20 protein-coding genes are annotated in these 23,568 nt (G+C 64.5%); 15 read left to right on the forward strand and 5 right to left on the reverse strand.

Annotation, left to right across the window (positions count from 1 at the left end; all coding sequences use genetic code 11):
• Position 1: 1 nt before the first annotated feature.
• From NDO75_RS21255 to NDO75_RS21265, 3 genes are all read right to left on the reverse strand, one after another.
• The gene (locus NDO75_RS21255) at positions 2-1,864 is read right to left on the reverse strand and encodes a PAS domain-containing protein (protein WP_310908620.1); all 1,863 of its coding nucleotides are present in this window, start codon (positions 1,862-1,864) and stop codon (positions 2-4) included.
• Positions 1,865-2,055: 191 nt separating this feature from the next.
• A complete protein-coding gene (locus NDO75_RS21260; RefSeq protein ID WP_310908621.1) occupies positions 2,056-2,502 on the reverse strand; it encodes a UPF0179 family protein in 447 nt (148 codons plus the stop codon).
• Positions 2,503-2,584: 82 nt separating this feature from the next.
• Positions 2,585-3,016: a DUF5820 family protein gene (locus NDO75_RS21265; RefSeq protein WP_310908622.1), complete on the reverse strand. Its 432-nt coding sequence runs from the start codon at positions 3,014-3,016 to the stop codon at positions 2,585-2,587.
• A gap of 430 nt (positions 3,017-3,446) precedes the next feature.
• Here NDO75_RS21265 and NDO75_RS21270 point away from each other — a divergent pair, with 430 nt between their 5' ends.
• From NDO75_RS21270 to NDO75_RS21310, 9 genes are all read left to right on the forward strand, one after another.
• The gene (locus NDO75_RS21270; RefSeq protein ID WP_310908623.1) at positions 3,447-3,665 is read left to right on the forward strand and encodes a hypothetical protein; all 219 of its coding nucleotides are present in this window, start codon (positions 3,447-3,449) and stop codon (positions 3,663-3,665) included.
• Complete coding sequence (locus NDO75_RS21275) at positions 3,662-5,734, forward strand: serine protein kinase PrkA (RefSeq protein ID WP_310908827.1); 2,073 nt, start codon at positions 3,662-3,664, stop codon at positions 5,732-5,734. The genes NDO75_RS21270 and NDO75_RS21275 overlap by 4 nt, the downstream gene beginning before the upstream one ends.
• Positions 5,735-5,754: 20 nt before the next feature.
• Positions 5,755-8,040 carry a kinase anchor protein gene (locus tag NDO75_RS21280; RefSeq protein ID WP_310908624.1) on the forward strand — a complete coding sequence of 762 codons (2,286 nt, stop codon included), beginning with the start codon at positions 5,755-5,757 and terminating at the stop codon, positions 8,038-8,040.
• Positions 8,031-9,359 (forward strand): YeaH/YhbH family protein, encoded by a 1,329-nt coding sequence (locus tag NDO75_RS21285; RefSeq protein WP_310908625.1) that lies wholly within the window; start codon positions 8,031-8,033, stop codon positions 9,357-9,359. Before NDO75_RS21280 ends, NDO75_RS21285 begins: the two co-directional genes overlap by 10 nt.
• Positions 9,352-11,382, forward strand: coding sequence for a SpoVR family protein (locus NDO75_RS21290; RefSeq protein WP_310908626.1), 2,031 nt, complete (start codon positions 9,352-9,354; stop codon positions 11,380-11,382). Before NDO75_RS21285 ends, NDO75_RS21290 begins: the two co-directional genes overlap by 8 nt.
• A 105-nt stretch (positions 11,383-11,487) precedes the next feature.
• Positions 11,488-12,528: a HEAT repeat domain-containing protein gene (locus tag NDO75_RS21295; RefSeq protein ID WP_310908627.1), complete on the forward strand. Its 1,041-nt coding sequence runs from the start codon at positions 11,488-11,490 to the stop codon at positions 12,526-12,528.
• A gap of 8 nt (positions 12,529-12,536) precedes the next feature.
• Positions 12,537-12,926 carry a secondary thiamine-phosphate synthase enzyme YjbQ gene (locus NDO75_RS21300; RefSeq protein WP_310908628.1) on the forward strand — a complete coding sequence of 130 codons (390 nt, stop codon included), beginning with the start codon at positions 12,537-12,539 and terminating at the stop codon, positions 12,924-12,926.
• Between the two features lie 125 nt (positions 12,927-13,051).
• Complete coding sequence (locus NDO75_RS21305) at positions 13,052-13,498, forward strand: response regulator (RefSeq protein ID WP_310908629.1); 447 nt, start codon at positions 13,052-13,054, stop codon at positions 13,496-13,498.
• Between the two features lie 70 nt (positions 13,499-13,568).
• Positions 13,569-14,303: an SDR family oxidoreductase gene (locus NDO75_RS21310; protein ID WP_310908630.1), complete on the forward strand. Its 735-nt coding sequence runs from the start codon at positions 13,569-13,571 to the stop codon at positions 14,301-14,303.
• A 41-nt stretch (positions 14,304-14,344) separates the two neighbouring features.
• Here the strand turns inward: NDO75_RS21310 and NDO75_RS21315 are convergent, their stop codons facing one another.
• Positions 14,345-15,697 carry a sodium-dependent transporter gene (locus NDO75_RS21315; protein ID WP_310908631.1) on the reverse strand — a complete coding sequence of 451 codons (1,353 nt, stop codon included), beginning with the start codon at positions 15,695-15,697 and terminating at the stop codon, positions 14,345-14,347.
• A gap of 344 nt (positions 15,698-16,041) precedes the next feature.
• Between NDO75_RS21315 and NDO75_RS21320 the strand changes: the two genes are divergently transcribed.
• Genes NDO75_RS21320 through NDO75_RS21335 form a run of 4 tightly spaced genes read left to right on the forward strand, consistent with a single transcriptional unit; the run spans position 16,042 to position 20,054 of the window.
• Positions 16,042-17,142: a branched-chain amino acid ABC transporter permease gene (locus NDO75_RS21320; protein WP_345784916.1), complete on the forward strand. Its 1,101-nt coding sequence runs from the start codon at positions 16,042-16,044 to the stop codon at positions 17,140-17,142.
• Positions 17,139-18,518: a branched-chain amino acid ABC transporter permease gene (locus NDO75_RS21325; protein WP_310908633.1), complete on the forward strand. Its 1,380-nt coding sequence runs from the start codon at positions 17,139-17,141 to the stop codon at positions 18,516-18,518. The genes NDO75_RS21320 and NDO75_RS21325 overlap by 4 nt, the downstream gene beginning before the upstream one ends.
• Complete coding sequence (locus NDO75_RS21330; protein WP_310908634.1) at positions 18,511-19,350, forward strand: ABC transporter ATP-binding protein; 840 nt, start codon at positions 18,511-18,513, stop codon at positions 19,348-19,350. Before NDO75_RS21325 ends, NDO75_RS21330 begins: the two co-directional genes overlap by 8 nt.
• Positions 19,350-20,054, forward strand: a complete 705-nt coding sequence (locus NDO75_RS21335) for an ABC transporter ATP-binding protein (RefSeq protein WP_310908635.1) — start codon at positions 19,350-19,352, stop codon at positions 20,052-20,054. Before NDO75_RS21330 ends, NDO75_RS21335 begins: the two co-directional genes overlap by 1 nt.
• A 104-nt stretch (positions 20,055-20,158) precedes the next feature.
• On the opposite strand, the gene NDO75_RS21340 is transcribed toward NDO75_RS21335, so the two are convergent.
• Entirely contained in the window at positions 20,159-21,382 is a 1,224-nt protein-coding gene (locus NDO75_RS21340; protein WP_310908636.1) for an ABC transporter substrate-binding protein, read from the reverse strand.
• Positions 21,383-21,664: 282 nt separating this feature from the next.
• Between NDO75_RS21340 and NDO75_RS21345 the strand changes: the two genes are divergently transcribed.
• Entirely contained in the window at positions 21,665-23,209 is a 1,545-nt protein-coding gene (locus NDO75_RS21345; protein ID WP_310908828.1) for an acyl-CoA carboxylase subunit beta, read from the forward strand.
• 1 nt (position 23,210) lies between these two features.
• A complete protein-coding gene (locus NDO75_RS21350; protein ID WP_310908637.1) occupies positions 23,211-23,567 on the forward strand; it encodes a hypothetical protein in 357 nt (118 codons plus the stop codon).
• Position 23,568: the final 1 nt, after the last annotated feature.

The following is a 23,568-nucleotide window of genomic DNA, read 5'->3' on the forward strand; positions in this document are numbered from 1 at the left end:
GCTACTCGAGGCGCTTCTCGAGCGTCGTCACGTCCCGCACTTCGACGCACGTTCCGCCGTTGTCGCCGTTCGTGACCGTACAGTCCCAGCCGTGGGCTTCGGCGATGGCCCGGACGAGCGCGAGCCCGAGCCCGTCGATCGCGGTGTCGTCGTCCGCGGTCGGATCGAGGACCCGATCGTGGGCGTTCGCTGGGATCTCGGCGGCGTCATCGAGGAGGAAGAAACCGCGGCTACCGCCGTCGTCGAACCCGAGGAGGCCGATCTGGATCGTCACGTCGCCCTCGGCTCGCGCGGCGGCGCTGTCGAAGGCCGTCTCGAGGAGATGGATGAACCGGTCGGGATCGGCCCGGAGCGTGGCCGCGGCGTCGACGACCACGCTCCCCTCGTCGATGTGCGAGGCGGCGACGGCGTCGTCGACGGCCGACTCCAGGCGGAGCCGGCTGCGAGTGCCGACGGCCGTCGCGTTGCGGGCGAACTCTCGGACGTCGTCGACGAGCCGTTCGGCCCGGTCGAGGGTCGTCTCGACGGTGTCCTCGGCGAGCGGGAACTCCCACTTACCGGCCCCGTCGTCCTCGAGTGCGTCGGCGACGGCGTCGAGTTGCTGTTGGAGGTCGCTCGAGAGCACCTCGGCGACGGCCTCGAGCCGTTCGGTCTGGCGCTCGAGGTCGGCCGTTCGATCCCGGAGGACCCGCTCGCGTTCGGCTCGGTCGAGCGCGGCCCGCGTGTTCTCGACGAGCGTCGAGATGAGGTCGACGTCAGTCTCGTCGAACCAGTTCGACTCGAGCGAGCCGGTCATGAGCACGCCGTGGGTGCCGATCGGAGCGATGATCTCCGATCGAAGCGGCGTCTCCGGGTTATAGAGCTGCTCGATCGTCTCGAGGTCGTCGAACAGTTCGACCTCCCCTGACTCGAAGACGTCCCAGACGAGTCCCTCGCCGGGGTTGAACCGCGGGAGACCGCCGAACTCGTCGTGCGCGCCGGCGGTGCCGGCGACCGGCTCGAGGTAGCCCTGTTCCTCCTCGAGCAGCCAGACGCCGCTGATGGGGAGACCGAGCAGGTCGCTGCCCGCGTGGACCGCGATCGCACAGATCTCTTCGGGGTCGTCGGATTCCAGCAACCATCGGGTGACCTCGTGCAGCGACGTGACGACGCGGTCGTACTCGTGGCGATCGGTGACGTCCCGGACGACGAGAGCGACGGTCGCGACGTTGTCCTCGATCGGGACGAACCGGAACTCGCCCATCCGATCGTCGCCGTCCGGACCGGTGTAGGGAAGCTCGAGCTGGCGGCGGTCGGCGTTTCTGACGTCGACGTCGGTGATGGCACGGCCGATCTCGACGGCGTGTTCGTCGGCGATTCCGGCGCGCTCGGTCAGGGTCTCGACGTGTTCGCCGACGAGCGTCGATCGGTCGGCACCGAGGAACGCCTCGGTCGCGCCGTTGACCGTGATGATCTCGCGGTTGCGATCGAGCGTGACGATGGCGTCCCGGACCGCCTCGACGACGGCCGCGTGCTGGGCCAGCGTCGTCTCCTGAGCGCGTCGCTCGGTGACGTCGCGCATGTACACCGAGAGGCCGCTTTCGGAGGGGTAGGCCCGGGCCTCGAACCAGGTCTCGAGTTGTGTGTGATAAATCTCGAACGAGACTGGGATCTGTTCGTCCATCGCGCGGTGGAACCCGTCGGGGAACTGCGTCTCGACGGTCTGTGGGAATTCGTCCCACATGACCCGGCCAATCAGTTCCTCGCGGTCGCGTTCGAGCAGCGTCTCGGCACGGTCGTTGAGGTAGGTGAACCGAAAGCCTGTATCGAGCGCGAAGAAGGCGTCAGTGACGCGGTCGACGATTGGCACGGATCGCAGCGTCACGGCTCACCACCCTCGCTCGCCCGCGGGTTCGGTCCCCCCTCGTACGCGCGGCAATCGCCGCTCGCGGCCATCACCATCATCGACAGAGAGTCAGCCAATAGTTTGTGAAGGCCCTATTTTAGTGTCGCGGCCGCCAAAGCTGCGTCGCGCGCGGAAACTCTAGCCACAGAGCCACAGGAAGAGAGGTCGGCTCAGTCGTCGGTCTCGAGTTCGACCAGCTCGAGCGGGCGGTCGAGGTGGCAAACGTCGTGCGGCGGGTCGCCGATGATCTTCCGAATCCGGTACTCCTCGTCGAACTCGACGCCGTCGGGTTCGCAGTACTCGTGGCTCGGACACTCGACGTACGGGCAGGGGCCAGGGAGGCTCGTCTTGCTGCCCGCGAAGGCCCCTTTGGAGGTGATGTTCGCGCGCACGGCCGCGGGCTCGACTTCGACGGCGCGAACGCCGCCGTCGTGCATGGCGCACTCGAGAGTCTGGGCGTTCTCGCGGACGGACGTGACGCGGTACTTCGTGCCGGGAGAGAGGTTGAGACACTGACTGCGGTAGGGACAGCCGGCGCAGGCATCGGCTTCGCCCTCGTAAACGAACTCGGTCCCGGGCTCGGCCAGCCGGGAACCGACGAGCGTGACGGTCGACATAGGTATCGATAGTTTCCACTGGCGGTTAAGGGTCACGTCCCGGGCGGGCCCGACTGTCCCGTTCGCCGAGCGCGAATCGATATCAGTCGTCGGTATCGTCGCCGGTGAGTTCGTCGAGTCGCTCGAAGTACTCCTCGCGAGGGACCTGATACAGCTCCCGGTAGTCGACGTCGCCGGCATCGAACGCCCGGGCGAGGGCGATCGCTCGCTCGAGCGCCGCCTCTCTGGTCGGAAACCGGAGCGTCTCGTCCAGCGAGACGTCCGGCTCGAGGTAGAGCGTGACGAACCAGTCCGCGGAATCGGCGGTGTCGGCGGGGTTGATACCGGGACGACGGGTTCGCTTCCCGTGAGTGAGGTACAGCGTGGGCAGGCAGGGAGCGGGAAACGCTGCGCCGTCGAAGACGTCGGGCCGGTACGCGAGGACGAGCCGTCCGTCTTCGCCGCGACTCCAGACGGTCCAGGCGTCCGGCAGCCTCGAGCGGTCCACCGCGTCGTCCGGATCCGAGTCCGACATAGCCGCCGGTAGGGTCGGCGACCGTATAGCCTCGTCGTCACGGAAAGACCGCGGAGACATTCGAGCGAGGGCGGAGCGAGGGCGTGATTCTCCCCCTGGCTTCCCTCCACCGCGCGGCCCACCAGCGTCGCGCGAGAAAGCGCCGCTGCGCGCGACCCGACGTAGACTCTGCAGGCCGTCGACTTATGTCGTAATCGGCCGAATATGGGGTGTGGTAGCGAGCACCATAATAGTGTTATTGCAGTATTTGCCTGCAATAAAGTTCTGACAAATACCTTTTGGGGCTAAGGCTAAGTAGCTGGATTACTCACTCATTAAATACTATCGGTATCCGTTCGACGGACCGATCCACTCCGCGCCCGTCCCCGGCGCACCGTTGCCCGAGCCCGCGAGCGGTTATCGTGCAACGGAAGATGGTGATAGCTGACACATGACACGGCTGACAGACGCCGCCCACGAAAGGGTCACGCTCCCCGGGTGCCCGCTCGAGGAGCGCGACGACTACGAGGCGCTCACAGCGGGTGACGCGAGGCGACAGATCCCGAGGGTTCGGCCCCGGAACGACACGGGTAGCCGAACGACAGCCGCTTCCGCGCTCCGTGCGACGACGGACGACCGCAGATGGGGGAACCAACCAACGATACCATGACCGGTGACATCGAGACACTCGAGCAGCTCAGTACGGATTACAAGGAATCGATGCCCGCAGACCTGCGGGAAACCAAGTCCTTCGACTGGTACCTAGAGGAGGTGTACGAGGACCCGAAAGTGGCCCGCAACGCACACCAGCGCGTCGCGGACATGTTCGACTACTACGGCACCACCTACGACGAGACCGAGGGGATGGTCGAGTACCAGCTCGCCAGCGAGGACCCACTCGGTGACGGCGAGAACACCTTCTACGGGAAGGTGATCCACCAGTCGATCCACGAGTTCGTCAACAAGGTAAAGTCGGGTGCCAGGCGGCTCGGTCCCGAACGCCGGATCAAGCTCCTGCTCGGGCCGGTCGGCTCCGGGAAGTCCCACTTCGACAAACAGGTCCGTAAATACTTCGAGGACTACACGCTACGCGACGACGGCCGGATGTACACCTTCCGGTGGACCAACCTCTGTGACGTGATTCAGGACCAGGACCCGGCCGACGACACCGTCCGGTCCCCGATGAACCAGGACCCGCTCGTCTTGCTCCCGCTCGAGCAGCGCCAGCGCGTGATCGACGATCTAAACGAGAACCTGGACGCGCCGTACACGATCCAGAACGAGCAGGCGCTGGACCCCGAAAGCGAGTTCTACATGGACAAGCTGCTGGCCTACTACGACGACGACCTTCAGCAGGTCCTGGAAAACCACGTCGAGATCGTCCGCTTCGTCGCCGACGAGAACAAGCGCCAGGGCCTCGAGACCTTCGAGCCCAAGGACAAGAAGAACCAGGACGAGACCGAACTGACCGGCGACGTCAACTACTCGAAGATCGCCATCTACGGCGAGAGCGACCCGCGCGCGTTCGACTACTCGGGAGCGTTCTGTAACGCGAACCGCGGTATCTTCTCCGGCGAAGAGCTGCTCAAACTCCAGCGCGAGTTCCTCTACGACTTCCTCCACGCGACCCAAGAACAGACGATCAAGCCCAAGAACAACCCCCGGATCGACATCGACCAGGTGATCGTGGGCCGCACCAACATGCCCGAGTACAAGGACAAGAAGGGCGACGAGAAGATGGAGGCCTTCAACGACCGCACCAAGCGGATCGACTTCCCCTACGTCCTCTCCTACGAGGACGAGGCCAGCATCTACAACAAGATGCTGAACAACGCCGACGTACCCGACATCAACGTCGAGCCCCACACACTCGAGATGGCGGGGCTGTTCGGCGTCCTCACCCGCATCGAAGAGCCCGACACCGAGACCGTCGGACTACTCTCGAAGGCAAAGGCGTACAACGGCGAGATCGACGAGGGCGACGACATCGACGTCAAGAAGCTCCGCGACGAGGCCGAGGCCAAGGCCGAGATCGGCGAGGGCATGGTCGGCGTCTCGCCCCGCTTTATCGGCGACGAGATCGCCGAGGCGATCATGGACTCGAAACACCGCCAACGGGGCTTCCTCTCGCCGCTGACGGTGTTCAACTTCTTCGAGGAGAACCTCGAACACCACGGCTCGATCCCCGAGGAGAACTTCGAGCAGTACTACCGCTACCTCGAGACGGTCCGCGAGGAGTACAAGGAACGGGCCATCGAGGACGTCCGCCACGCGCTGGCCTACGACATCGACGAGATCCAGCGCCAGGGCGAGAAGTACATGGACCACGTCATGGCCTACATCGACGACGACACCATCGAGGACGAACTCACCGGTCGCGAGCAGGAACCCGACGAGACGTTCCTTCGGTCTGTCGAGGAGAAACTCGACATCCCCGAGGACCGCAAGGAGGACTTCCGCCAGGAGGTTTCGAACTGGGTCTCCCGACGCGCTCGCGAGGGAGAGGCGTTCAACCCGCAGGACAACGAGCGTCTGCGCCGCGCGCTAGAGCGCAAACTCTGGGAGGACAAGAAGCACAACATCAACTTCTCGGCGCTGGTGTCGGCAAACGAGTTCGACGACGACGAGCGCTCCGCGTGGATCGACGCGCTGATGGAACAGGGCTACTCCGAAGGCGGCGCGAAGGAGGTACTCGAGTTCGCCGGTGCCGAGGTCGCCAAAGCCGAGATGGAAGACTAACATGATCGAGGTCGACTAACATGACCGGCGACGACTATGTCACCGAGGCCGATCGGGCGCTCGAGGAGACCTACGAGGAGCCGATGACCCTCGCCGCCTACGTCGATCGGATCTTCGAGAACCCCTCGATCGCCTCCCACGCCTCGAAGTACCTGCTCGAGGCGATCGAGGCCGCCGGTACGCGAACGGTGGTCGAGGAGGGCGAGGAGAAGGAGCGCTACCGCTTCTTCGACGATCCGCACAACGACGGCGAGCACGCCATCCTCGGCAACACCGAGGTACTGAACGGGTTCGTCGACGACCTCAGATCGATCGCCGCGGGCCGGGCGAAAGACGAGAAGATCATCTGGTTCGAGGGGCCGACCGCGACCGGCAAATCGGAGCTCAAGCGCTGTCTGGTCAACGGACTGCGAGAGTACTCCAAGACGCCCGACGGTCGGCGGTACACCGTCGAGTGGAACATCACGACCGCCGACGCCGGCGAGCGCGGACTGAGCTACGGTGGCGACGCCACCGCAGGCGACGACCAGAACTGGTACGAGAGCCCGGTTCAGGCCCACCCGCTGTCGGTGTTCCCCGAGAAGGTCCGCGAGGACCTGCTCGCCGAACTCAACGACGAACTCGACGATCACGTCCCCGTCCAGGTCGACGCCCGGCTCGATCCGTTCTCCCGGGAGGCGTACGACTACCTCGAGGAGCGCTATCGCCGAGAGGGTGAAGAGGCGCTGTTCTCGGCGATCACCGACGAGACCCATCTCCGCGTGAAGAACTACGTCGTCGACGTCGGACAGGGCGTCGGCGTCCTCCACTCGGAGGACGACGGCCCGCCCAAGGAACGGCTCGTCGGCTCGTGGATGCACGGCATGCTCCAGGAGCTCGACTCGCGCGGGCGGAAGAACCCGCAGGCCTTCAGCTACGACGGGGTTCTGTCGCAGGGCAACGGCGTCCTCACCATCGTCGAGGACGCGGCCCAGCACGCCGACCTGCTCCAGAAGCTGCTGAACGTCCCCGACGAGCAGTCGGTGAAGCTGGACAAGGGGATCGGGATGGACGTCGACAGCCAGATGCTGATCATCTCGAACCCCGACCTCGAGGCCCAGCTCAACCAGCACTCCGACCGCAACGGGATGGACCCGTTGAAGGCGCTCAAACGGCGGCTCGACAAACACCGCTTCGGCTATCTGACGAACCTCTCGCTCGAGACGGAGCTCATCCGGCGCGAGCTAACCAACGAGACGGAAGTCTGGGAAGCCACGACCTACGACGAACTCGCCGAGCGGATCCGCGCGCCGGTGACGGTGACGGTCAAAGACCGCGACGGCGAGGCGCGGGGTCAGGAGTTCGCACCCCACGCGATCGAGGCGGCAGCCCTGTACGCGGTCGTGACGCGACTGGACGAGGAGCACCTCCCGAACGGGCTCGATCTGGTGGACAAGGCGCTGATCTACGATCAGGGCTACCTGCAGGAGGGCGACACCCGCCGCGAGAAAGAGGAGTTCGACTTCGACGGCGACAGCAACGACGGCGACCACGGCGTCCCGGTCACGTACACGCGGGACACGCTCGCCGAACTCCTCCAGACCGACCGGGACCGCCACCACGCCGATCTGGCGGTCGAGGACGTGGTCATGCCCCGCGACGTGTTGAACGCCATGGTCGAGGGGCTGGCCGACGCACCGGTGTTCTCGACGGGCGAACGCTCGGAGTTCGAGAACCGCGTCGTCCCGGTCAAGAACTACATCTACGACCAGCAGGAGAGCGACGTCATCGAGGCCATCATGCACGACAAGCGCGTCGACGAGGAGACCGTCGCCGAATACGTCGAACACGTCTACGCCTGGGAGACCGACGAGCCGCTGCACAACGACCGCGGCGAGCGCGTCGAGCCCGATCCGCTGAAGATGAAGCTGTTCGAGGTCGAACACCTCGGCCGGTTCTCCGAGGACGAGTACGAGGGGAACCTCCCCCGCGAGAGCGTCCGGAACTTCCGGCGCGAGAAGGTGATCACGTCGCTGAACCGCCACGCGTGGGAGCACCGCAACGAGGACTTCTCGGTCGAGGACGTCGACCTCACCGCGATCCCCGTCATCAAGACGGTGCTCGAGAGCCACGACTGGGACGACGTCGAGCGGACGTTCGAGGACTTCGATCCGCGGCAGTGGGACGACCCGCCGAGCGGGACCGAGACGGCCGAAGTCAAGGACGACACGATCGCGACCATGGTCGATCTCTTCGGCTACTCCGAAGCCTCGGCCGAACTGACCAGCAGACACGTCATGGGACAGGTGAGCTACAGATGGGACTGAGAGACGACCTCGAGCGATTCCGTGAAGTCGGCGAGGAGCGACGCGAGGACCTCGCGGACTTCATCCAGTACGGCGACCTCGGCCAGAGCCGGCCGGGCGAGATCAACATCCCCGTCAAGATCGTCTCGCTACCGGAGTTCGAGTACGACCAGCGCGACCAGGGCGGGGTCGGCCAGGGCGAAGACGGGACGCCCGACGCCGGCCAGCCGGTCGGCCAGCCACAGCCCCAGCCGGGCGACGACGACGGCGAGGACGGCGAACCAGGCGAGGAGGGCGGCGAACACGAGTACTACGAGATGGACCCCGAGGAGTTCGCCGAGGAACTCGACGAGGAACTCGGGCTCGATCTCGACCCGAAGGGGAAGAAGGTCGTCGAGGAGAAGGAAGGGCCGTTCACCGACCTCACCCGGACCGGCCCCAACAGCACGCTCGACTTCGAGCGGATGTTCAAAGAGGGGCTCAAGCGAAAGCTCGCGATGGACTTCGACGAGGAGTTCCTCCGCGAACTCTGCAAGGTCGAGGGAATTACCCCGCGCGACGTCTTCGAGTGGGCCCGCGGGGAGAACCTTCCGGTGTCGATGGCCTGGGTCGAGGAGGCCTACGACGAAATCCCGGACGAGGAACGCGGCACGTGGGCCTCCATCGAGGAGGTCGAGAACGACGTCGAGCGCGAGGACGTCCAGCAGAAGATCCGACGGGAAGGAATCGACCACGTCCCCTTCCGTCGGGAGGACGAGCGCTACCGCCACCCCGAGATCATCGAGGAGAAGGAGAAGAACGTCGTGGTCGTCAACATCCGCGACGTCTCCGGCTCGATGCGCGAGAAGAAACGCGAACTCGTCGAGCGGACGTTCACCCCGCTGGACTGGTACCTCCAGGGCAAGTACGACAACGCCGAGTTCGTCTACATCGCCCACGACGCCGACGCCTGGGAGGTCGAGCGCGACGAGTTCTTCGGCATCCGCAGCGGCGGCGGCACCAAGATCTCGAGCGCGTACGAACTCGCCGCCGAACTGTTAGAGGAGTACCCGTGGTCCGACTGGAACCGCTACGTCTTCGCCGCGGGCGACTCCGAGAACTCGAGCAACGACACCGGCGAGCGCGTGATCCCGCTGATGGAGGAGATCCCGGCGAACCTTCACGCCTACGTGGAGACCCAGCCCAGCGGCAACGCGATCAACGCGACCCACGCCGAGGAACTCGAGCGTCACTTCGGTACCGACGCCGACGACGTGGCGGTCGCGTACGTCAACGGCGAGTCGGACGTGACTGACGCGATCTACGAGATCCTCTCGACGGAGAGTGACCAAGATGAGTAAACGCAACTCCAACGCGGACCGCTTCCGCAAACAGGCGATCGCGGCCGACCTCGAGGAACCGGTCGACGAGGCCCGGAACCTCGCCGAAAAGCTCGGTCTCGAGCCCTACCCGGTGAAGTACTGGATCATCGACTACGACGAGATGAACGAACTCATCGCCTACGGCGGGTTCCAGTCGCGGTACCCACACTGGCGGTGGGGCATGCAGTACGACAAGCAACAGAAGCAGGGGCAGTACGGCGGCGGGAAGGCCTTCGAGATCGTCAACAACGACAATCCTGCCCACGCGTTCCTGCAGGAGTCGAACACGGTCGCCGACCAGAAGGCAGTCATCACCCACGTCGAGGCCCACTCGGACTTCTTCGCGAACAACGAGTGGTTCGGCATGTTCACCCGCGGGCAGGCCGACGAGGGGCAGGTCAACGCCGCGGCCATGCTCGAGCGTCACGCGCGGGCGATCGACGAGTACATGTCCGATCCCGAGATCGATCGCGCCGAGGTCGAGAAGTGGATCGACCACTGCCTCTCGCTCGAGGACAACATCGACCAGCATCAGGTGTTCAGCCGGCGGCTCGACGTCGACGGCCCGGCCGGCGAGGAGATCGACGAGGATCTCGCCGAGAAGCTGGACGAACTCGACCTCTCCGACGAGGTCAAAGGCGAGGTCTTCAACGAGGAGTGGGTCGAGAAGCTCGAGGGCGAGGACATCGCGGTGAACTTCCCCGAAGAGCCGCAGAAAGACCTGCTGGCGTTCGTCCGCGAGCACGGCAAGCAGTACGACGAGGACGCCGGTCGCGGCGTCGAGATGGAGGAGTGGCAACGCGACATCCTCGACATGATGCGCGCGGAAGCCTACTACTTCGCCGCCCAGAAGATGACGAAGGTGATGAACGAGGGCTGGGCCGCCTACTGGGAGTCGACGATGATGACCGACGAGGTCTTCGCCGGCGACGACGAGTTCATGAACTACGCCGACCACATGGCGAAGGTGCTCGCCTCCGGCGGACTCAACCCCTACAGCCTCGGCATGGAGCTCTGGGAGTACGTCGAGAACACCACCAACCGCCGGGAAGTGCTCGAACACCTCCTGCGCGTCGAGGGCGTTTCCTGGCGCAACCTCACCGACGTCGTCGACTTCGACGCGGTCCTCGAGACGCTCGAGCCGCCGACGGCGATCGAGACCATCACGCCCGAGACGCTCGACTCGCTCGAGGAAGTGCCCGAGGAGTGGGTCGACCGCGAGGCCCTCGAGAAGGCTCGCGAGGGCGAGATCGACGTGTCGAAGTACCCCTGGAAGGTGCTGACCTACGAGGGGCTGGCCCGCCGGCACTACTCGCTGGTCAAGCGCCAGAACCGCGGCTTCCTCGCGCGGGTCAACCAGAACGAACTCGAGCGGATCGGCCGCTACCTGTTCGACGACGCGCGCTACTCGTCGGTCGAGGAAGCGCTCGAGGACGTCGACTTCACGGTCGGGTGGGATCGGATGTTCGACGTCCGGGAGAGTCACAACGACGTGACGTTCCTGGACGAGTTCCTGACCCAGGAGTTCATCACGGAGAACAACTACTTCACCTACGAGCACTCGCAGGCGACGGGCCAGTTCCACGTCGCAAGCGACGCCGCCGAGGACGTCAAGAAGAAGCTCCTGTTGCAGTTCACCAACTTCGGGAAGCCGACGATCGCGGTCTACGACGGCAACTACAACAACGCGAACGAACTACTGCTGGGCCACCAGTACAACGGCGTCATGCTCGATCTGGCCCAGGCCAAGGAGACCCTCAAGCGCGTCTTCGAGCTGTGGGGCCGACCGGTGAACCTGCTGACGATCGTCAAGGAGATCGACGAACACGATATCGAGGTGGCGAAACGCCGCAACCGCGAGCCCGAACCCGAAGAGCGTGGCAAGCTCATCCGGTACAACGGCGAGACGATGACGACCGAAGACGTACCCTGGGAGGAGGTCGAACACCTCGCGGCCGACGACGTCGACTACGACACCAAGCCCGACGAGTGGCTCGCGTAGAGCGAGCCGGAACGCTACCCTCCCGTTGACGCGGCCGAATCGACGCCGTCGTGGGGGGTGTTGGCCAGAACGCTTTTGCTATATATCTCCAATGCAGGGGATACGATGGATGGGGACAGGGGCGAGGCCGTCGAGCGCCGGGGCGGAGAAGTCGCCGGGTTCGACCTGCCGTCAGTCCTTGCACAGCTCGACGGTACCGCACCGACGGACCAACTCGAAGGGGTCCGACGGATCCGCACCGTGATCGACGAACAGGAGCGGCCGGCGGCGTGCGTCCCGACCGTCCCGAAACTCAGGTCGCTGCTCGAGCAACCCGACCTCGACTTTCACGACGAAGTTGCCGCCTGTCTCGCCGATCTGGCGGCCGAAGCGCCCGACGACGTCGCACCGTCGGTCGACGCGATCGCAAACGTCGCAACGGAGCGCGCCGAACGGCCGGCCACGCGGGAACTCCTTCGCTGTCTCGCCGCCGTCGCCGCCGAGCGACCGGACGCCGTCGCCGACCACACTGCGGCGATCGCGGACGTACTAGACCGGCGACGCGGCTACGACCGCTGGGGGCTTCGGACGCTGGCTCGCGTTTCCCGGGTCCAGCCGGACGCGATCGAGTCGGCGGCGTCGGTCCTGACCGATGCGCTGGCGGCGAACCCGACCGACAACGGCGGGCCAGCGCTGCGGGCGCTCGGTCGGTTGGCGCGATCCGACGGAGGCATGCCCTCGCTCGAGTTCGTCGAGCACGCCGCCGAGCTCGTCGCTCACGACGATTCCGAGCTGCGATACGACGCGCTGGGGTGTCTCGGGGACGTGGCCGACCGAGATCCCGCCGCAGTGGAGCCAGTCTGTAGCGACCTCGAGCGGGCGCTTTCCAGCGACGACGCGGACACCAGGGCCATCGCTGCGATCACGATCGCCCGCGTCGCAGCTACACACCGCACCGCGGTCGAGCCCGTTCGGGAGGCGCTGTTCGAGTTGCTCGGAGACGAGCACGCGCACGTCCGCGCGAACGCCTGCGTCGCGCTCGGTAACGGGCAGGTGGACGCGGCGGCCGCTCGGCTCGCGGACCTCTCGAGCACGGATCCGGCGCCGAACGTCCGCGACCGCGCCGGTCGGGCGGTCGAGCAACTTTCGTACTCGTCGCGCTCGTAAGTCGAACCATGACGTTTACCGTCGAAACCGAATCACGACTGACGACCGTCGACGTGACCGACCGCATCGCCGCGGCCGTTCCAGACGACTGCGAGACGGGTACCTGTACGGTTTTCGTCGAGCACACGACGGCCGGACTGGTCGTCCAGGAAAACGAACCCCGGCTGCGCGGCGACCTCGAGTCGTTCCTTCTCGATCTCGTCCCCGACGAGGGACACGCACACGACGAGCTAGACGGCAACGCGGACTCGCACCTGCGGGCGACCCTCGTCGGGCCGGACGTGACGATCCCGATCGAAGACGGGGAGCCGGCGCTGGGGACGTGGCAGTCGGTGTTGCTCGTTGAATGCGACGGGCCGCGGACGCGAACGGTTTCCGTAACGATCGTCGGCGACTGACAGTGAGTCGCCCGTTTCGGTCGCGAGTTCCAAATTATATAGCGAATACGCTTAACCACCCCCTCTGAGTAGACGGAGACGACGACGGCATCCGCTCCGGACCGCGTCTCTGCTGTGATATACATATGAGGGATGAACCTGCTGACCCGGTCGATGTGCTCGTCATCGAAGACGACGCGGACGACGTTCGCCGCATTCGCGACGCGTTCGCCGGGCTGTGTCTCGAGATCTCGATCGACGTCGCCGCCGACGGGGAGGAGGCGCTGGCGATACTGACCGACCGCCTCGACGACCCGTCGTCGATGCCGGATCTCGTCTTGCTGGATCTGGACCTGCCTCAAATGAGTGGACTCGAGTTTCTCGAGACGATTTCGGACGAGCCGGCGCTGACACGGCTGCCGATTCTCGTGTTGACCCGCTCGGCGAGCCTCGAGGATATCGACGAGAGTTACGACCTCGCGGCGAACGCGTATCTCACGAAGCCGACCGACGAATCCGGGTACGACGAACTGGTCACCGCCGTCGCGGAATTCTGGTTCGAACGGGCCGTCCTACCGACGGACGCCCTGTAGTCGGCCCCGCAACGTGTGACGATCGCCACCAGCCCCGCCTTTGATGCGATCGGACCGCACACCGTAGTGTATGGCAGTGCAGACAGCGTTCGACGTCGATTTCGACGGAACCGTCGCAGTGATTACCGGTGCGAGCGGCGCGCTCGGCAGCGCAGCCGTCGATCGCTTCCGCGAGGCGGGCGCGACGGTCTGTGCCGTCGACGTGATCGCGCCCGACGCCGAGGACAGCCAACTCGAGCGCGACCCGGCCGACGAATCCGCGCTCGCGTTCTACGAGGCCGACCTGACCGACGAGGACGACGTGGCCGATCTGATGGACTCGGTCGTCGACGACCACGGCCGGATCGACCACCTCCTGAACATCGCCGGGACGTGGCGCGGCGGCGACCACGTCGAGGAGACCGACATAGAGGAGTTCGAGCTCCTGCTGAACGTCAACCTGAAGACGGCCTTTCTCGCCTCGAAACACGCCCTGCCCCACCTCCAGGAGGCCGAGGGATCGATCGTCAGCATCAGCGCGCGCTCCTCGCTCGAGGGCGGCGAGGGCGACGGCCCGTACCGCATCACGAAAGCGGGGATCCGGCTACTGACGGAGACGCTCGCCGAGGAGAACCGCGGGACGGTGCGGGCCAACTGCGTCATGCCGAGCGTGATCGACACGCCGATGAACCGCGAAATGATGCCCGACGCGGATCACGACGAGTGGGTCGACCCGCTCGAGATCGCGGACGTGATGGCCTTCCTCTGTAGCGACGGCGCGGCGGTGACCAGTGGTGCTGCCGTGCCGGTCTACGGGGAAGCGTAACGGCGGTCTGGGAAAAGAGTTTCCCGAACCGGATCAACCGGTCAGAAATTCGTACTCAGCCAACTGGCGAAGTCGCCGGTCAGGAATCCGAAATAGTCCCACGCGTTCAGTGCGACCAGAACGACCAGTGCGACGACGACGGGAATTCGGATGAACCAGAGCCACGCAATTCCGAGCGAGCCGACGTCTGTGATGCCCTTGCTGATCTCCTCGAGCGCGAGGTCAGGGACGACCCAACCGACGAAGATCGACAGCAAGAGCCCGCCCAGCATCAGCAAGATGCTGTTCGCGAAGCCGTCGTAGAGGCTGATGAAGACGAGGTCGAGCGCCGCCGGAACCCCGACGACGAACATGGCCGTGCCGAGCGCGGCCGTCGCGGGAACGCGGCCGACGCCCTGTTCGTCGATCAGGTAGGCGACGACGACTTCCATGATACTGATCGCGCTCGAGAGGGCGGCGATCGCGACCGTGCCGAAGAAGATCGCCCCCAGGATCCCGCCCAGCGGGAGGTCGGCGAACGCCGAGGCGAGACTGACGAAGATGAGGGCCGGACCGGACGCACCGGGTTCGATACCCGCAGCGAACAGAACCGGGAAGGCGATTAACCCGGCGGTGAAGGCGATGAAGGTGTCGAGTGCTGCGATGATGCCGGCGTCTTCAGCGAGGTTCCGATCCTCGCCGAGGTAGGACGCGTACGTGATCATCACGCCCATCCCGAGCGACAGCGTGAAGAAAGCCTGCGCGGCGGCCGCCGGAAGGATGGTCGTCCAGTTGTTCGCGATAGTGCTGAGTTCCGGCGAGAGGTAATACGCGTACGCGTCGCCGGCTCCCTCGAGCGTGAACGCGTAGACGGCGAGGCCGATCGAGATGATGATGATCGCGGGCACCATCACCTTGACCGAAAGCTCGATGCCGCGTTCGATTCCGAGCGCGACGATCGCGATGACCGCCGCCATGAAAATCGCGTGCAGGACGACGGCGTCGAGGCCGGTTGCGACCTGACCGAACTGGGCGGCCGCGTCGGTAGCGCTGTATCCGTCTCCGATCCCGATCAGGACGTACCTGAGCGTCCAGCCGGCGACGACGCTGTAGTACGAGAGGATGACGAAGCCCGCTGTGACGAAGACCCAGCCTATCTTCGTCCACGAGCCCCGGCCGATCCGTTTCAATGCGCCGACGGGGTTTCGTTCCGTGTATCGCCCGACGACGAATTCCACGAGAATGACCGGGAACCCGATGCCGACGATCAGGAGGAGGTAGATGAACAGGAACGCCGCACCGCCCTGTTCACCGACCTGATACGGGAACCGCCAGATGTTTCCGAGCCCCACTGCGCTGCCGACTGCAGCGAGGATAAAGCCTGTTCTCGTTGCCCATGATTCGCGCTGTGCCATACCAGAGAGGTTAGCTCCGCCCTCCTAAAAGTTTACATTTGAAGACTATATCCGAATTTGTTCCATATCTTTGTATACTGACACCACGCAAATCGAAAACCCCCAGTCGTCTCGACGAACACTAGTTGTGAAGCGGGAGCGAAAGACGCGAGAGGGGTACCGGTCAGTTCGAAACGACTGGGTGACGAGCAGACGGAGCGACGGATTCGAGTACGGTTTTCGCTGACCGACGAGGGATCGACTTCGAACCGTCACGGTCGGTCCGTCGTGAAATAGTCATCTCCATGAATAACACTGATTTCAATTCCCGGAATAACACTCGAACAAGCATGAGTGTGAGTGGCATGCGAGGGTCGCTGTCGAGGGTGACAGTACAGAATCTGGTGGGGGTGATTCTCCTCCTCGGGGTCGTCGCTCTGGCGGCAGACCTGCTCCGCCTGCTCGCGACGGGCGAGTTGCCGATCGGACGGCTGAGGAGATATCTCTGGAGCGGTGTCATCGATTCGATGTACATCGGTCTCGCGGCGATCGGACTCTCGATGACCTACAGCATCCTTCGGTTCGCGAACTTCTCGCACGGCGACCTCGTCACGGCCGGCGCGTTCTCCGGCTGGACGGTCGCGTATCTCGTCGGCGGGCTCGGCGTCGCGGACCTGAGCAGTCGACTCTTGCTTCGAGCGGACGGCGGTGCACAACCGGGGACGGTGGGGATGGACGTACTCGCAGCGCCGCTGGCGATAGTTCTCGGACTCGTCGTGGCCGTGATCGCGACGATCCTCGTCGCACTGGCGATCGATCGGCTCGTCTATCGAAACTTGCGCGACGAGGGAGGGATCGCATTACTCATCGCCAGCGTCGGCGTCGCACTCGCGCTCCGATACCTCATCGCCGTCTTCTATACGACCGAAACTCGCGGCGTCGTGGCCTCGGCTCCGAACGTCAACCCGTCCGACTTGCATTACACGCTGCCGGCCACGGAGATCGATCTCCACCAACTGATCCTCGTCGGCTCGGCGGTCTCGCTGATGCTCGGCGTTCACCTGCTCTTACAGTACACAAAGCTCGGGAAGTCGATGCGGGCGATGTCCGACAACAAGGACCTCGCGCTCATCACCGGCATCCCGACCGAGCGCGTGATCTTCGCGACCTGGGTGATCGGAGCCGGTCTGGCCGGTGCCGCGGGCTACCTCATCGTCCTCGACCGCGGTACGATCTCGATCAACCTCGGCTGGTTCCTCCTGCTTTTGATCTTCGCGGCGGTCATTCTCGGCGGGATCGGCTCTATTTACGGGGCGATCGCGGGATCGTTCGTCATCGGCATTACGATCAATCTCTCGCTCGTCTGGATTCCGTCGGACATGAACGAGATCGCGGCGTTCGCGCTGATGATCCTCGTGTTGATCTTCCGGCCCGACGGGCTCTTTAGCGGGGTGGAGACCGCATGACGTCGATTACCGACGGAATACTCGAGACCGTTCCCGATGCGATAACTGACTGGGTAACCGATTCGGGACGACCACAGTGGCAGGACGACGTGCTGCTCATCGGGGGAATCGTCCTCGCGACGTACCTCCTCTTCGCCGCGGTCGGCGCTCTCTCCGGCGTCAGCGTCAACCTCATCGTCGGTACGCTCCAGCAGATTACGTTCTTCGCGGCCGTATACGCGCTCGCTGCACTGGCACTGAACCTTCACTGGGGGTACACCGGTCTGTTCAATATCGGCGTTGCCGGGTTCATGGCCGTCGGTGCGTACACGATGGCGATGCTGACCGCGGCGCCCGACGGATCACCGCCCGGATTGGGACTCCCGTTGATCGTCGGTATCGTCGGGGGCATGACCGCTGCCGCACTCGCTGGCTTTATTGCGGCTCTGCCGGCTCTGCGGGTGCGGGCGGACTACTTCGCGATCGTCACCCTCGGCCTCTCCGAGATCATTCGACGCGCCTTGCTTTCGCGAACGCTCAGTTCGTTCGAACTCGGCGGCCGTACGATCGGTGGGCGTTCCCTCCCGAGCGCCGAACTCGGAACCGGCGGCGGCAGCGGCATCCGTGCACCCTCGACCGATGTCATCGCCGATTACGTGCTGTACGTCGGCGCCGACCGTACCGGAGAGCCGACCGTTCTCGGCGACGTGCTGTTCGGTCTCGCGGGTGCGGTCGGAATCCAGTCGTCGATCGTCAGGAACAGCGTCTTTACGCTCGTGTTGATCGCCTTCGTCGTCGTCCTCTACCTGCTGTTGACCCGGATCGCGTACTCTCCGTTCGGTCGGGTCCTGAAAGCGATTCGCGAAGACGAACTCGCGGCCCGTTCGCTCGGCAAGGACACGAATCGGGCGAAGATCAAGGTCTTCATGCTCGGCTGTGCGCTGATGGGGCTCACCGGCATCCTCTGGCAGGGGAGCCGCACGCTCATCAGCCCCAATAGCTTCATGCCGATCGTCACGTTCTACATCTTCGTTGCGCTCATCGTCGGCGGATCAGGGTCGAATACCGGCAGCATCGTCGGCGGCTTCGCGTTCGCCGCTTTCCTCTACGAGGGACCCCGATTCCTCCGCACGATCGTCCGGGCGAACTTCGACGTCCGTACGCCCCCGACCGTCTACGACGCGTTCGTCGCGGCAGGCTCGGGAGATCCGCTCGCGCTGCTGGGCTACGCCATCGGAACTCTCGACGAAATACGGTTCGTTTTCATCGGCGTCGTGCTAATATTACTCATGATCTGGCGTCCGGACGGTCTGCTCGGCCATCGAAAGGAGATCGCTGCTGCGACCGATCTATCCCGGCGGTCTACCGCAACGGACGGGGGCGAGACCGATGACTGACGCCGAACAGCAAGCTGCGAGCGACGGTCGAACCGTCGATGAACCGACTGGCTCGTCGACCGATGCATCGATCCTCGAACTGCGCGATCTCGAGAAACACTTCGGTGGTATCACCGCCGTCGACGGCGCGAGCTTCCGGGTCGAACGCGGGACGATTACGGGACTGATCGGCCCGAACGGGGCCGGGAAGTCGACGACGTTTAACTGTGTAACCGGCGTTCACGCTCCCGATGCGGGCTCGGTCGTCTTCGACGGCGAGGAGATTACCGGACTGGAACCGTACCAGGTCGCCAATCGCGGACTCGTCCGAACGTTCCAGATCACGCGTGAGTTCCCCGAGATGACCGTCCTCGAGAACATGATGCTGGCACCGAAGAATCAACTCGGGGAATCGCTGTGGCGATCGGTCACGCCGATCGTCAGGGGCGGGGTCGTCGATCAGGAGGTGGAGATTCTCGAGCGCGCGTGGGAGACGCTCGAATTCTTCGAAATCGACCACCTCGCCAACGAATACGCCGGCACCCTCTCGGGCGGCCAGCGGAAGTTGCTCGAGCTCGCCCGGGCACTGCTCACGGGACCAGAGATGCTCCTCCTGGACGAGCCGATGGCAGGAGTCAACCCGTCGCTCGAGAAGAAACTCCTCGAGCGCGTTCACGAACTCAAAGACCAGGGGTACACCTTCCTCCTGGTCGAGCACGACATGGACGTCATCATGAACCACTGCGATCACGTCATCGTCATGCATCGGGGGTCGGTACTCGCCGAAGGAGCGGCCGCGGAGATCCAGTCCAACGAGGCGGTCGTCGAGGCCTATCTCGGGGGTGAAGTCTGATGGCGCTACTCGAGGTATCGGATCTCGACGCGGGATACGGCGATCTGCAGGTCCTCGAGGGCGTCGACACGACCGTCGACGAGGGCGAGTACGTCACTATCGTCGGCCCGAACGGGGCTGGGAAATCGACCGTCATGAAATCGATCTTCGGCCTGACGAACTACATGGGCGGATCGATCGTGTTCGACGGCGAAGAGATCAGTGCCTACCGGCCCGAGGACATCATCTCGACGGGGATCGGCTACGTCCCCCAGAACGACAACGTCTTTCCGTCGCTGTCGGTCGAAGAGAACCTCGAGATGGGGGCCTACATTCTAGACGAAGTACCGGCGGACCGGCTGCGTCGGGTCTACGACCGATTCCCCATCCTCGAAGAGCGGCAATCCCAGAAGGCGGGAACGATGAGCGGTGGCCAGCAACAGATGCTCGCAATGGGACGGGCGCTGATGCTCGACCCCGACCTGCTCATGCTCGACGAACCGAGCGCTGGGCTCGCGCCAGATCTGGTCGACGACATGTTCGACCGCGTCGACGAGATCAACGACGACGGCACGGCAGTTCTCCTCGTCGAACAGAACGCGAAGGAGGCGTTGCGTCGGTGTGACCGCGGCTACGTGCTCGTTCAGGGCCGAAATAGATACGTGGACAGCGGCGATGCACTGCTGGCCGACGAGCAGGTTCGGCGGGACTTCCTCGGCGGATAGCGCGGCCGCCGCTCCCGATATACCGGAGTCGGTCGTCACGGCTCACGGTGGCGCCTCGTCGGATCTCGCCACGGAAACGAGTCGTTGGAAACGCGGATTCCTGATTACACCTCGAAATCGATCTCTTCGACCGTCTCGATGCCGCCTTCGCCGAACTCGAAAATTTCGTAGGTAACGGCCTGCATGTCGCCGTTATCGTCGAAATTGACGCCGCTCGAGGCGCCCTGATAGTTGACCGGCTCGCCGTCGTCGACCAGTTGAAGCGCGTCGGCGAGATTGCTCGGCCCGACGTCCTCGCCGTCCGGGTTCGCGACGTCGCGAATGCTGTCGCGGATTGCGGGACCGTCCGTTTCGCCGGCAGCGATGCTCGCGAGGATGTTGACGGCCGTCGCGTCGTAGGCCTGCGCGGTGAACACGCCGGGCTCGCTGTCGTACTCGCCCTGGTAGAGTTCGGCGAACGCGTCCTGTTCGGGGCCGGCGGCCAGCGGGGCCGTCCCGACGACGTTCTCCATCGGATTATCAACGTTGCCGGGGAGTTCGCTGTCGCGAAGCCCGTCCGTTACCATGATCGTCTGGCCGGTATCGAAGTCGCTGTAGTAATCCCGGAAAATCACCTCTCCGCTGGCCGGGTAGCCGATGACGATCATCGCGTCGGGATCGTCCGCCAGCGCGCTCTCGAGCGCGGAGGTGTACGACGGCTGCTCCGACTCGAACGCGACCTCGTTCGTAACGGTGCCGCCGAGTTCTTCGAAGGCGCCGACGAACGAGTCCGACAGTTGCTGCCCGTAGTCGTTGTTGAGGTAGAACGACGCGGCGGACTCGAGCCCCCGCTCCTCGTACGCGACCTGTGCCATCACCTCGCCCTGCAGGGCGTCGCTCGGTGCGGTCCTGAAGATGAAGTCCTCGTCCTCGAGATCGGTGATCGACGGCGCAGTACTCGCCGGCGAGATGCCGACGACTTCGTTCGGGATCAGAATGTCCTCCGCAACCGTGATCGTTACCTGTGACGAGGCCGCGCCGGTGATCGCGGGATAGCCGGCGTCGACGAGCGACTGGGCGCCGCTGAGGCCAGCATCTGCCGTCGATTCAGTGTCCTCTTCGCGAATGTCGATCGTGAAGTCGCTGCCCTCGTTCTCGAGTTGCGTTCCCGGGAGGATCGCGGCGTCCCGAATCGGACCACCGAGGTTCCCGAGGTCACCGGTGACCGGCTGGAGCACTCCCACCATCGCGTCCGTATCGTCTCCACCGGGGCCACCAGCACACCCGGCGACACCAACGATGCCAGCGGCACCCATCCCCTTTAGTACGGTTCGTCGATTGAATGGCATTGCTATGATGTAACAATGTCAGCTCTAGTACAAACCTTTTTTCAGCCGTATATAATTGAGAATTTAATATAGTCGGACCAGATACCGTCAGAAACAATGAAAATATCGTCTCGGCTCTGATGGGACCCGATACGAGCGGTTGTTGCTCGAGCGATCGCTTCGGCCGTGTGTCATGATAACACCTGAACCCTCATGGGAAATAATACGAGTTACAGAACGTTTTTTATTCAGGTGACCGTTGCCACGGGCAATGAGTCGGTACTGGAGGGTTTCCCTATGACGATGGAAGATCGCATCGACGAACTCGAGGAACTTCGCGAAGAGGCACGCAAAGGCGGCGGCGAGGCGCGGATCGAGAAGCAACACGACAAGGGGAAGATGACTGCCCGCGAGCGGATCGATTACTTCCTCGACGACGGGACGTTCACGGAGTTCGACCAGCTCCGGACCCACCAGACGAGCCAGTTCGGGATGGAGGAGAAGAAGATTCCAGGCGACGGCGTCGTCACGGGCCACGGCGAGGTCAACGGGCGGACCACGTTCGTCTTCGCCCACGACTTCACCGTCTTCGGCGGCTCGCTCGGCGAAGTCTTCGCGGAGAAGGTCTGCAAGGTCATGGACATGGCCATGGAGGTCGGCGCGCCCGTCATCGGGCTCAACGACTCCGCGGGCGCCCGCATTCAGGAAGGTGTCAAGAGCCTCGCCGGCTACACCGAGATCTTCCGCCGGAATCAGGAGGCCAGCGGCGTGGTCCCACAGATTTCGGCGACGATGGGGCCGTGCGCTGGCGGGGCCGTCTACTCTCCCGCGATCACGGACTTCATTTTCATGGTCAAAGACACCAGCCACATGTACATCACCGGCCCCGGTGTCACCAAGACCGTCACCGGAGAAGAGGTCTCCCACGAGGAACTCGGCGGTGCGATGACCCACGCCAACAAGACCGGCGTCGCCCAGTTCGCCTGCGAGAGCGAGGAGCAGGCGCTTGACGACATCAAGCGGCTTCTCTCCTATCTGCCGCAGAACAACGTCGAGGACCCGCCCCGCGTCGAGCCGTGGGACGACCCCGACCGCCGCGACGACCAGCTCAAGGACATCGTCCCGCCGAGCCCGCAGAAGCCCTACGACATGACCAACGTCATCGACTCGGTCGTCGACGAGGGCTCGTTCTTCGAGGTCGCGGACAACTTCTCCCAGAACATCGTCGTCGGGTTCGGCCGACTCGACGGTCGCTCGGTCGGCCTCGTGGCCAACCAGCCGCGAGTTAACGCCGGCACGCTGACCGTCGACGCCTCGATGAAGGCCTCACGGTTCGTCCGCTTCTGCGATTCGTTCAACATCCCGATCGTCACCTTCGTCGACGTTCCCGGCTACATGCCCGGCACCGACCAGGAACACCGCGGGATCATCCGCCATGGCGCGAAGCTGCTGTACGCCTACGCCGAGGCGACCGTCCCCCTGCTGACTGTCATCACGCGCAAGGCCTACGGCGGCGCCTACTGCGTCATGGCCTCGAAGAACCTCGGCGCGGACGTCAACTACGCCTGGCCGACCGCCGAGATCGCCGTCATGGGCCCGCAGGGCGCGGTCAACATCCTCTACCGCGAGGAACTCGAGGAGGCCGACAACCCCGACGAACTCCGCGACGAACTCATCGAGGAGTACCGCGAGGAGTTCGCCAACCCCTACACCGCGACGGACAAGGGCTTCCTCGACGACGTCATCGTCCCGACCGAAACCCGGCCGCGGCTGATCCGCGACCTCGAGATGCTCGAGACCAAACGCGAGTCCAACCCGGACAAGAAACACGGCAACATCCCGCTGTAACATGACCACCCAGCAACAGCCGTCGGCCGACGACCGCGCCGCGGATGCGGACAGCGAGGGACCGAGCGACGACACCTCGGCGGAACTCGAGGCGGCCCTGCCCGGCGACGTCACCCTCGATCTGCCCGACGACGCGGACGACGAGGAGGCCGCGGCCATCGCGGCCGCCGTCGGTGCCCACCTCCACGATCAGGCGCTCGCGGCGGCTGCGGCGGCGGCCGGCGGCGAGGAGACGTGGGACGACAAGCGCTGGGCCTTCGCCGGTCGGGTTCGCGCACAGCAACACCGGACTTCCCGTGTGCCCCGTGACGCGCCGACCGACCCGTGGTCGGCCGCGGGCCGGACCAAACGGTTCTGAC

Source organism: Natrinema sp. 1APR25-10V2, from assembly GCF_031626495.1.
Lineage (GTDB): Archaea > Halobacteriota > Halobacteria > Halobacteriales > Natrialbaceae > Natrinema.

Bases quoted from the DNA above. Each gene is read 5' to 3' on its own strand.
- NDO75_RS21345 (WP_310908828.1), top strand. From the start codon at position 21,665: ATGGAAGATCGCATCGACGAACTCGAGGAACTTCGCGAAGAGGCACGC.
- NDO75_RS21335 (WP_310908635.1), top strand. From the start codon at position 19,350: ATGGCGCTACTCGAGGTATCGGATCTCGACGCGGGATACGGCGATCTG.
- NDO75_RS21265 (WP_310908622.1), bottom strand. From the start codon at position 3,016: ATGTCGGACTCGGATCCGGACGACGCGGTGGACCGCTCGAGGCTGCCG.
- NDO75_RS21260 (WP_310908621.1), bottom strand. From the start codon at position 2,502: ATGTCGACCGTCACGCTCGTCGGTTCCCGGCTGGCCGAGCCCGGGACC.
- NDO75_RS21320 (WP_345784916.1), top strand. From the start codon at position 16,042: ATGCGAGGGTCGCTGTCGAGGGTGACAGTACAGAATCTGGTGGGGGTG.
- NDO75_RS21350 (WP_310908637.1), top strand. From the start codon at position 23,211: ATGACCACCCAGCAACAGCCGTCGGCCGACGACCGCGCCGCGGATGCG.
- NDO75_RS21305 (WP_310908629.1), top strand. From the start codon at position 13,052: ATGAGGGATGAACCTGCTGACCCGGTCGATGTGCTCGTCATCGAAGAC.
- NDO75_RS21325 (WP_310908633.1), top strand. From the start codon at position 17,139: ATGACGTCGATTACCGACGGAATACTCGAGACCGTTCCCGATGCGATA.
- NDO75_RS21270 (WP_310908623.1), top strand. From the start codon at position 3,447: ATGACACGGCTGACAGACGCCGCCCACGAAAGGGTCACGCTCCCCGGG.
- NDO75_RS21285 (WP_310908625.1), top strand. From the start codon at position 8,031: ATGGGACTGAGAGACGACCTCGAGCGATTCCGTGAAGTCGGCGAGGAG.
- NDO75_RS21330 (WP_310908634.1), top strand. From the start codon at position 18,511: ATGACTGACGCCGAACAGCAAGCTGCGAGCGACGGTCGAACCGTCGAT.
- NDO75_RS21310 (WP_310908630.1), top strand. From the start codon at position 13,569: ATGGCAGTGCAGACAGCGTTCGACGTCGATTTCGACGGAACCGTCGCA.
- NDO75_RS21300 (WP_310908628.1), top strand. From the start codon at position 12,537: ATGACGTTTACCGTCGAAACCGAATCACGACTGACGACCGTCGACGTG.
- NDO75_RS21280 (WP_310908624.1), top strand. From the start codon at position 5,755: ATGACCGGCGACGACTATGTCACCGAGGCCGATCGGGCGCTCGAGGAG.
- NDO75_RS21315 (WP_310908631.1), bottom strand. From the start codon at position 15,697: ATGGCACAGCGCGAATCATGGGCAACGAGAACAGGCTTTATCCTCGCT.
- NDO75_RS21275 (WP_310908827.1), top strand. From the start codon at position 3,662: ATGACCGGTGACATCGAGACACTCGAGCAGCTCAGTACGGATTACAAG.
- NDO75_RS21295 (WP_310908627.1), top strand. From the start codon at position 11,488: ATGGATGGGGACAGGGGCGAGGCCGTCGAGCGCCGGGGCGGAGAAGTC.
- NDO75_RS21340 (WP_310908636.1), bottom strand. From the start codon at position 21,382: ATGCCATTCAATCGACGAACCGTACTAAAGGGGATGGGTGCCGCTGGC.
- NDO75_RS21290 (WP_310908626.1), top strand. From the start codon at position 9,352: ATGAGTAAACGCAACTCCAACGCGGACCGCTTCCGCAAACAGGCGATC.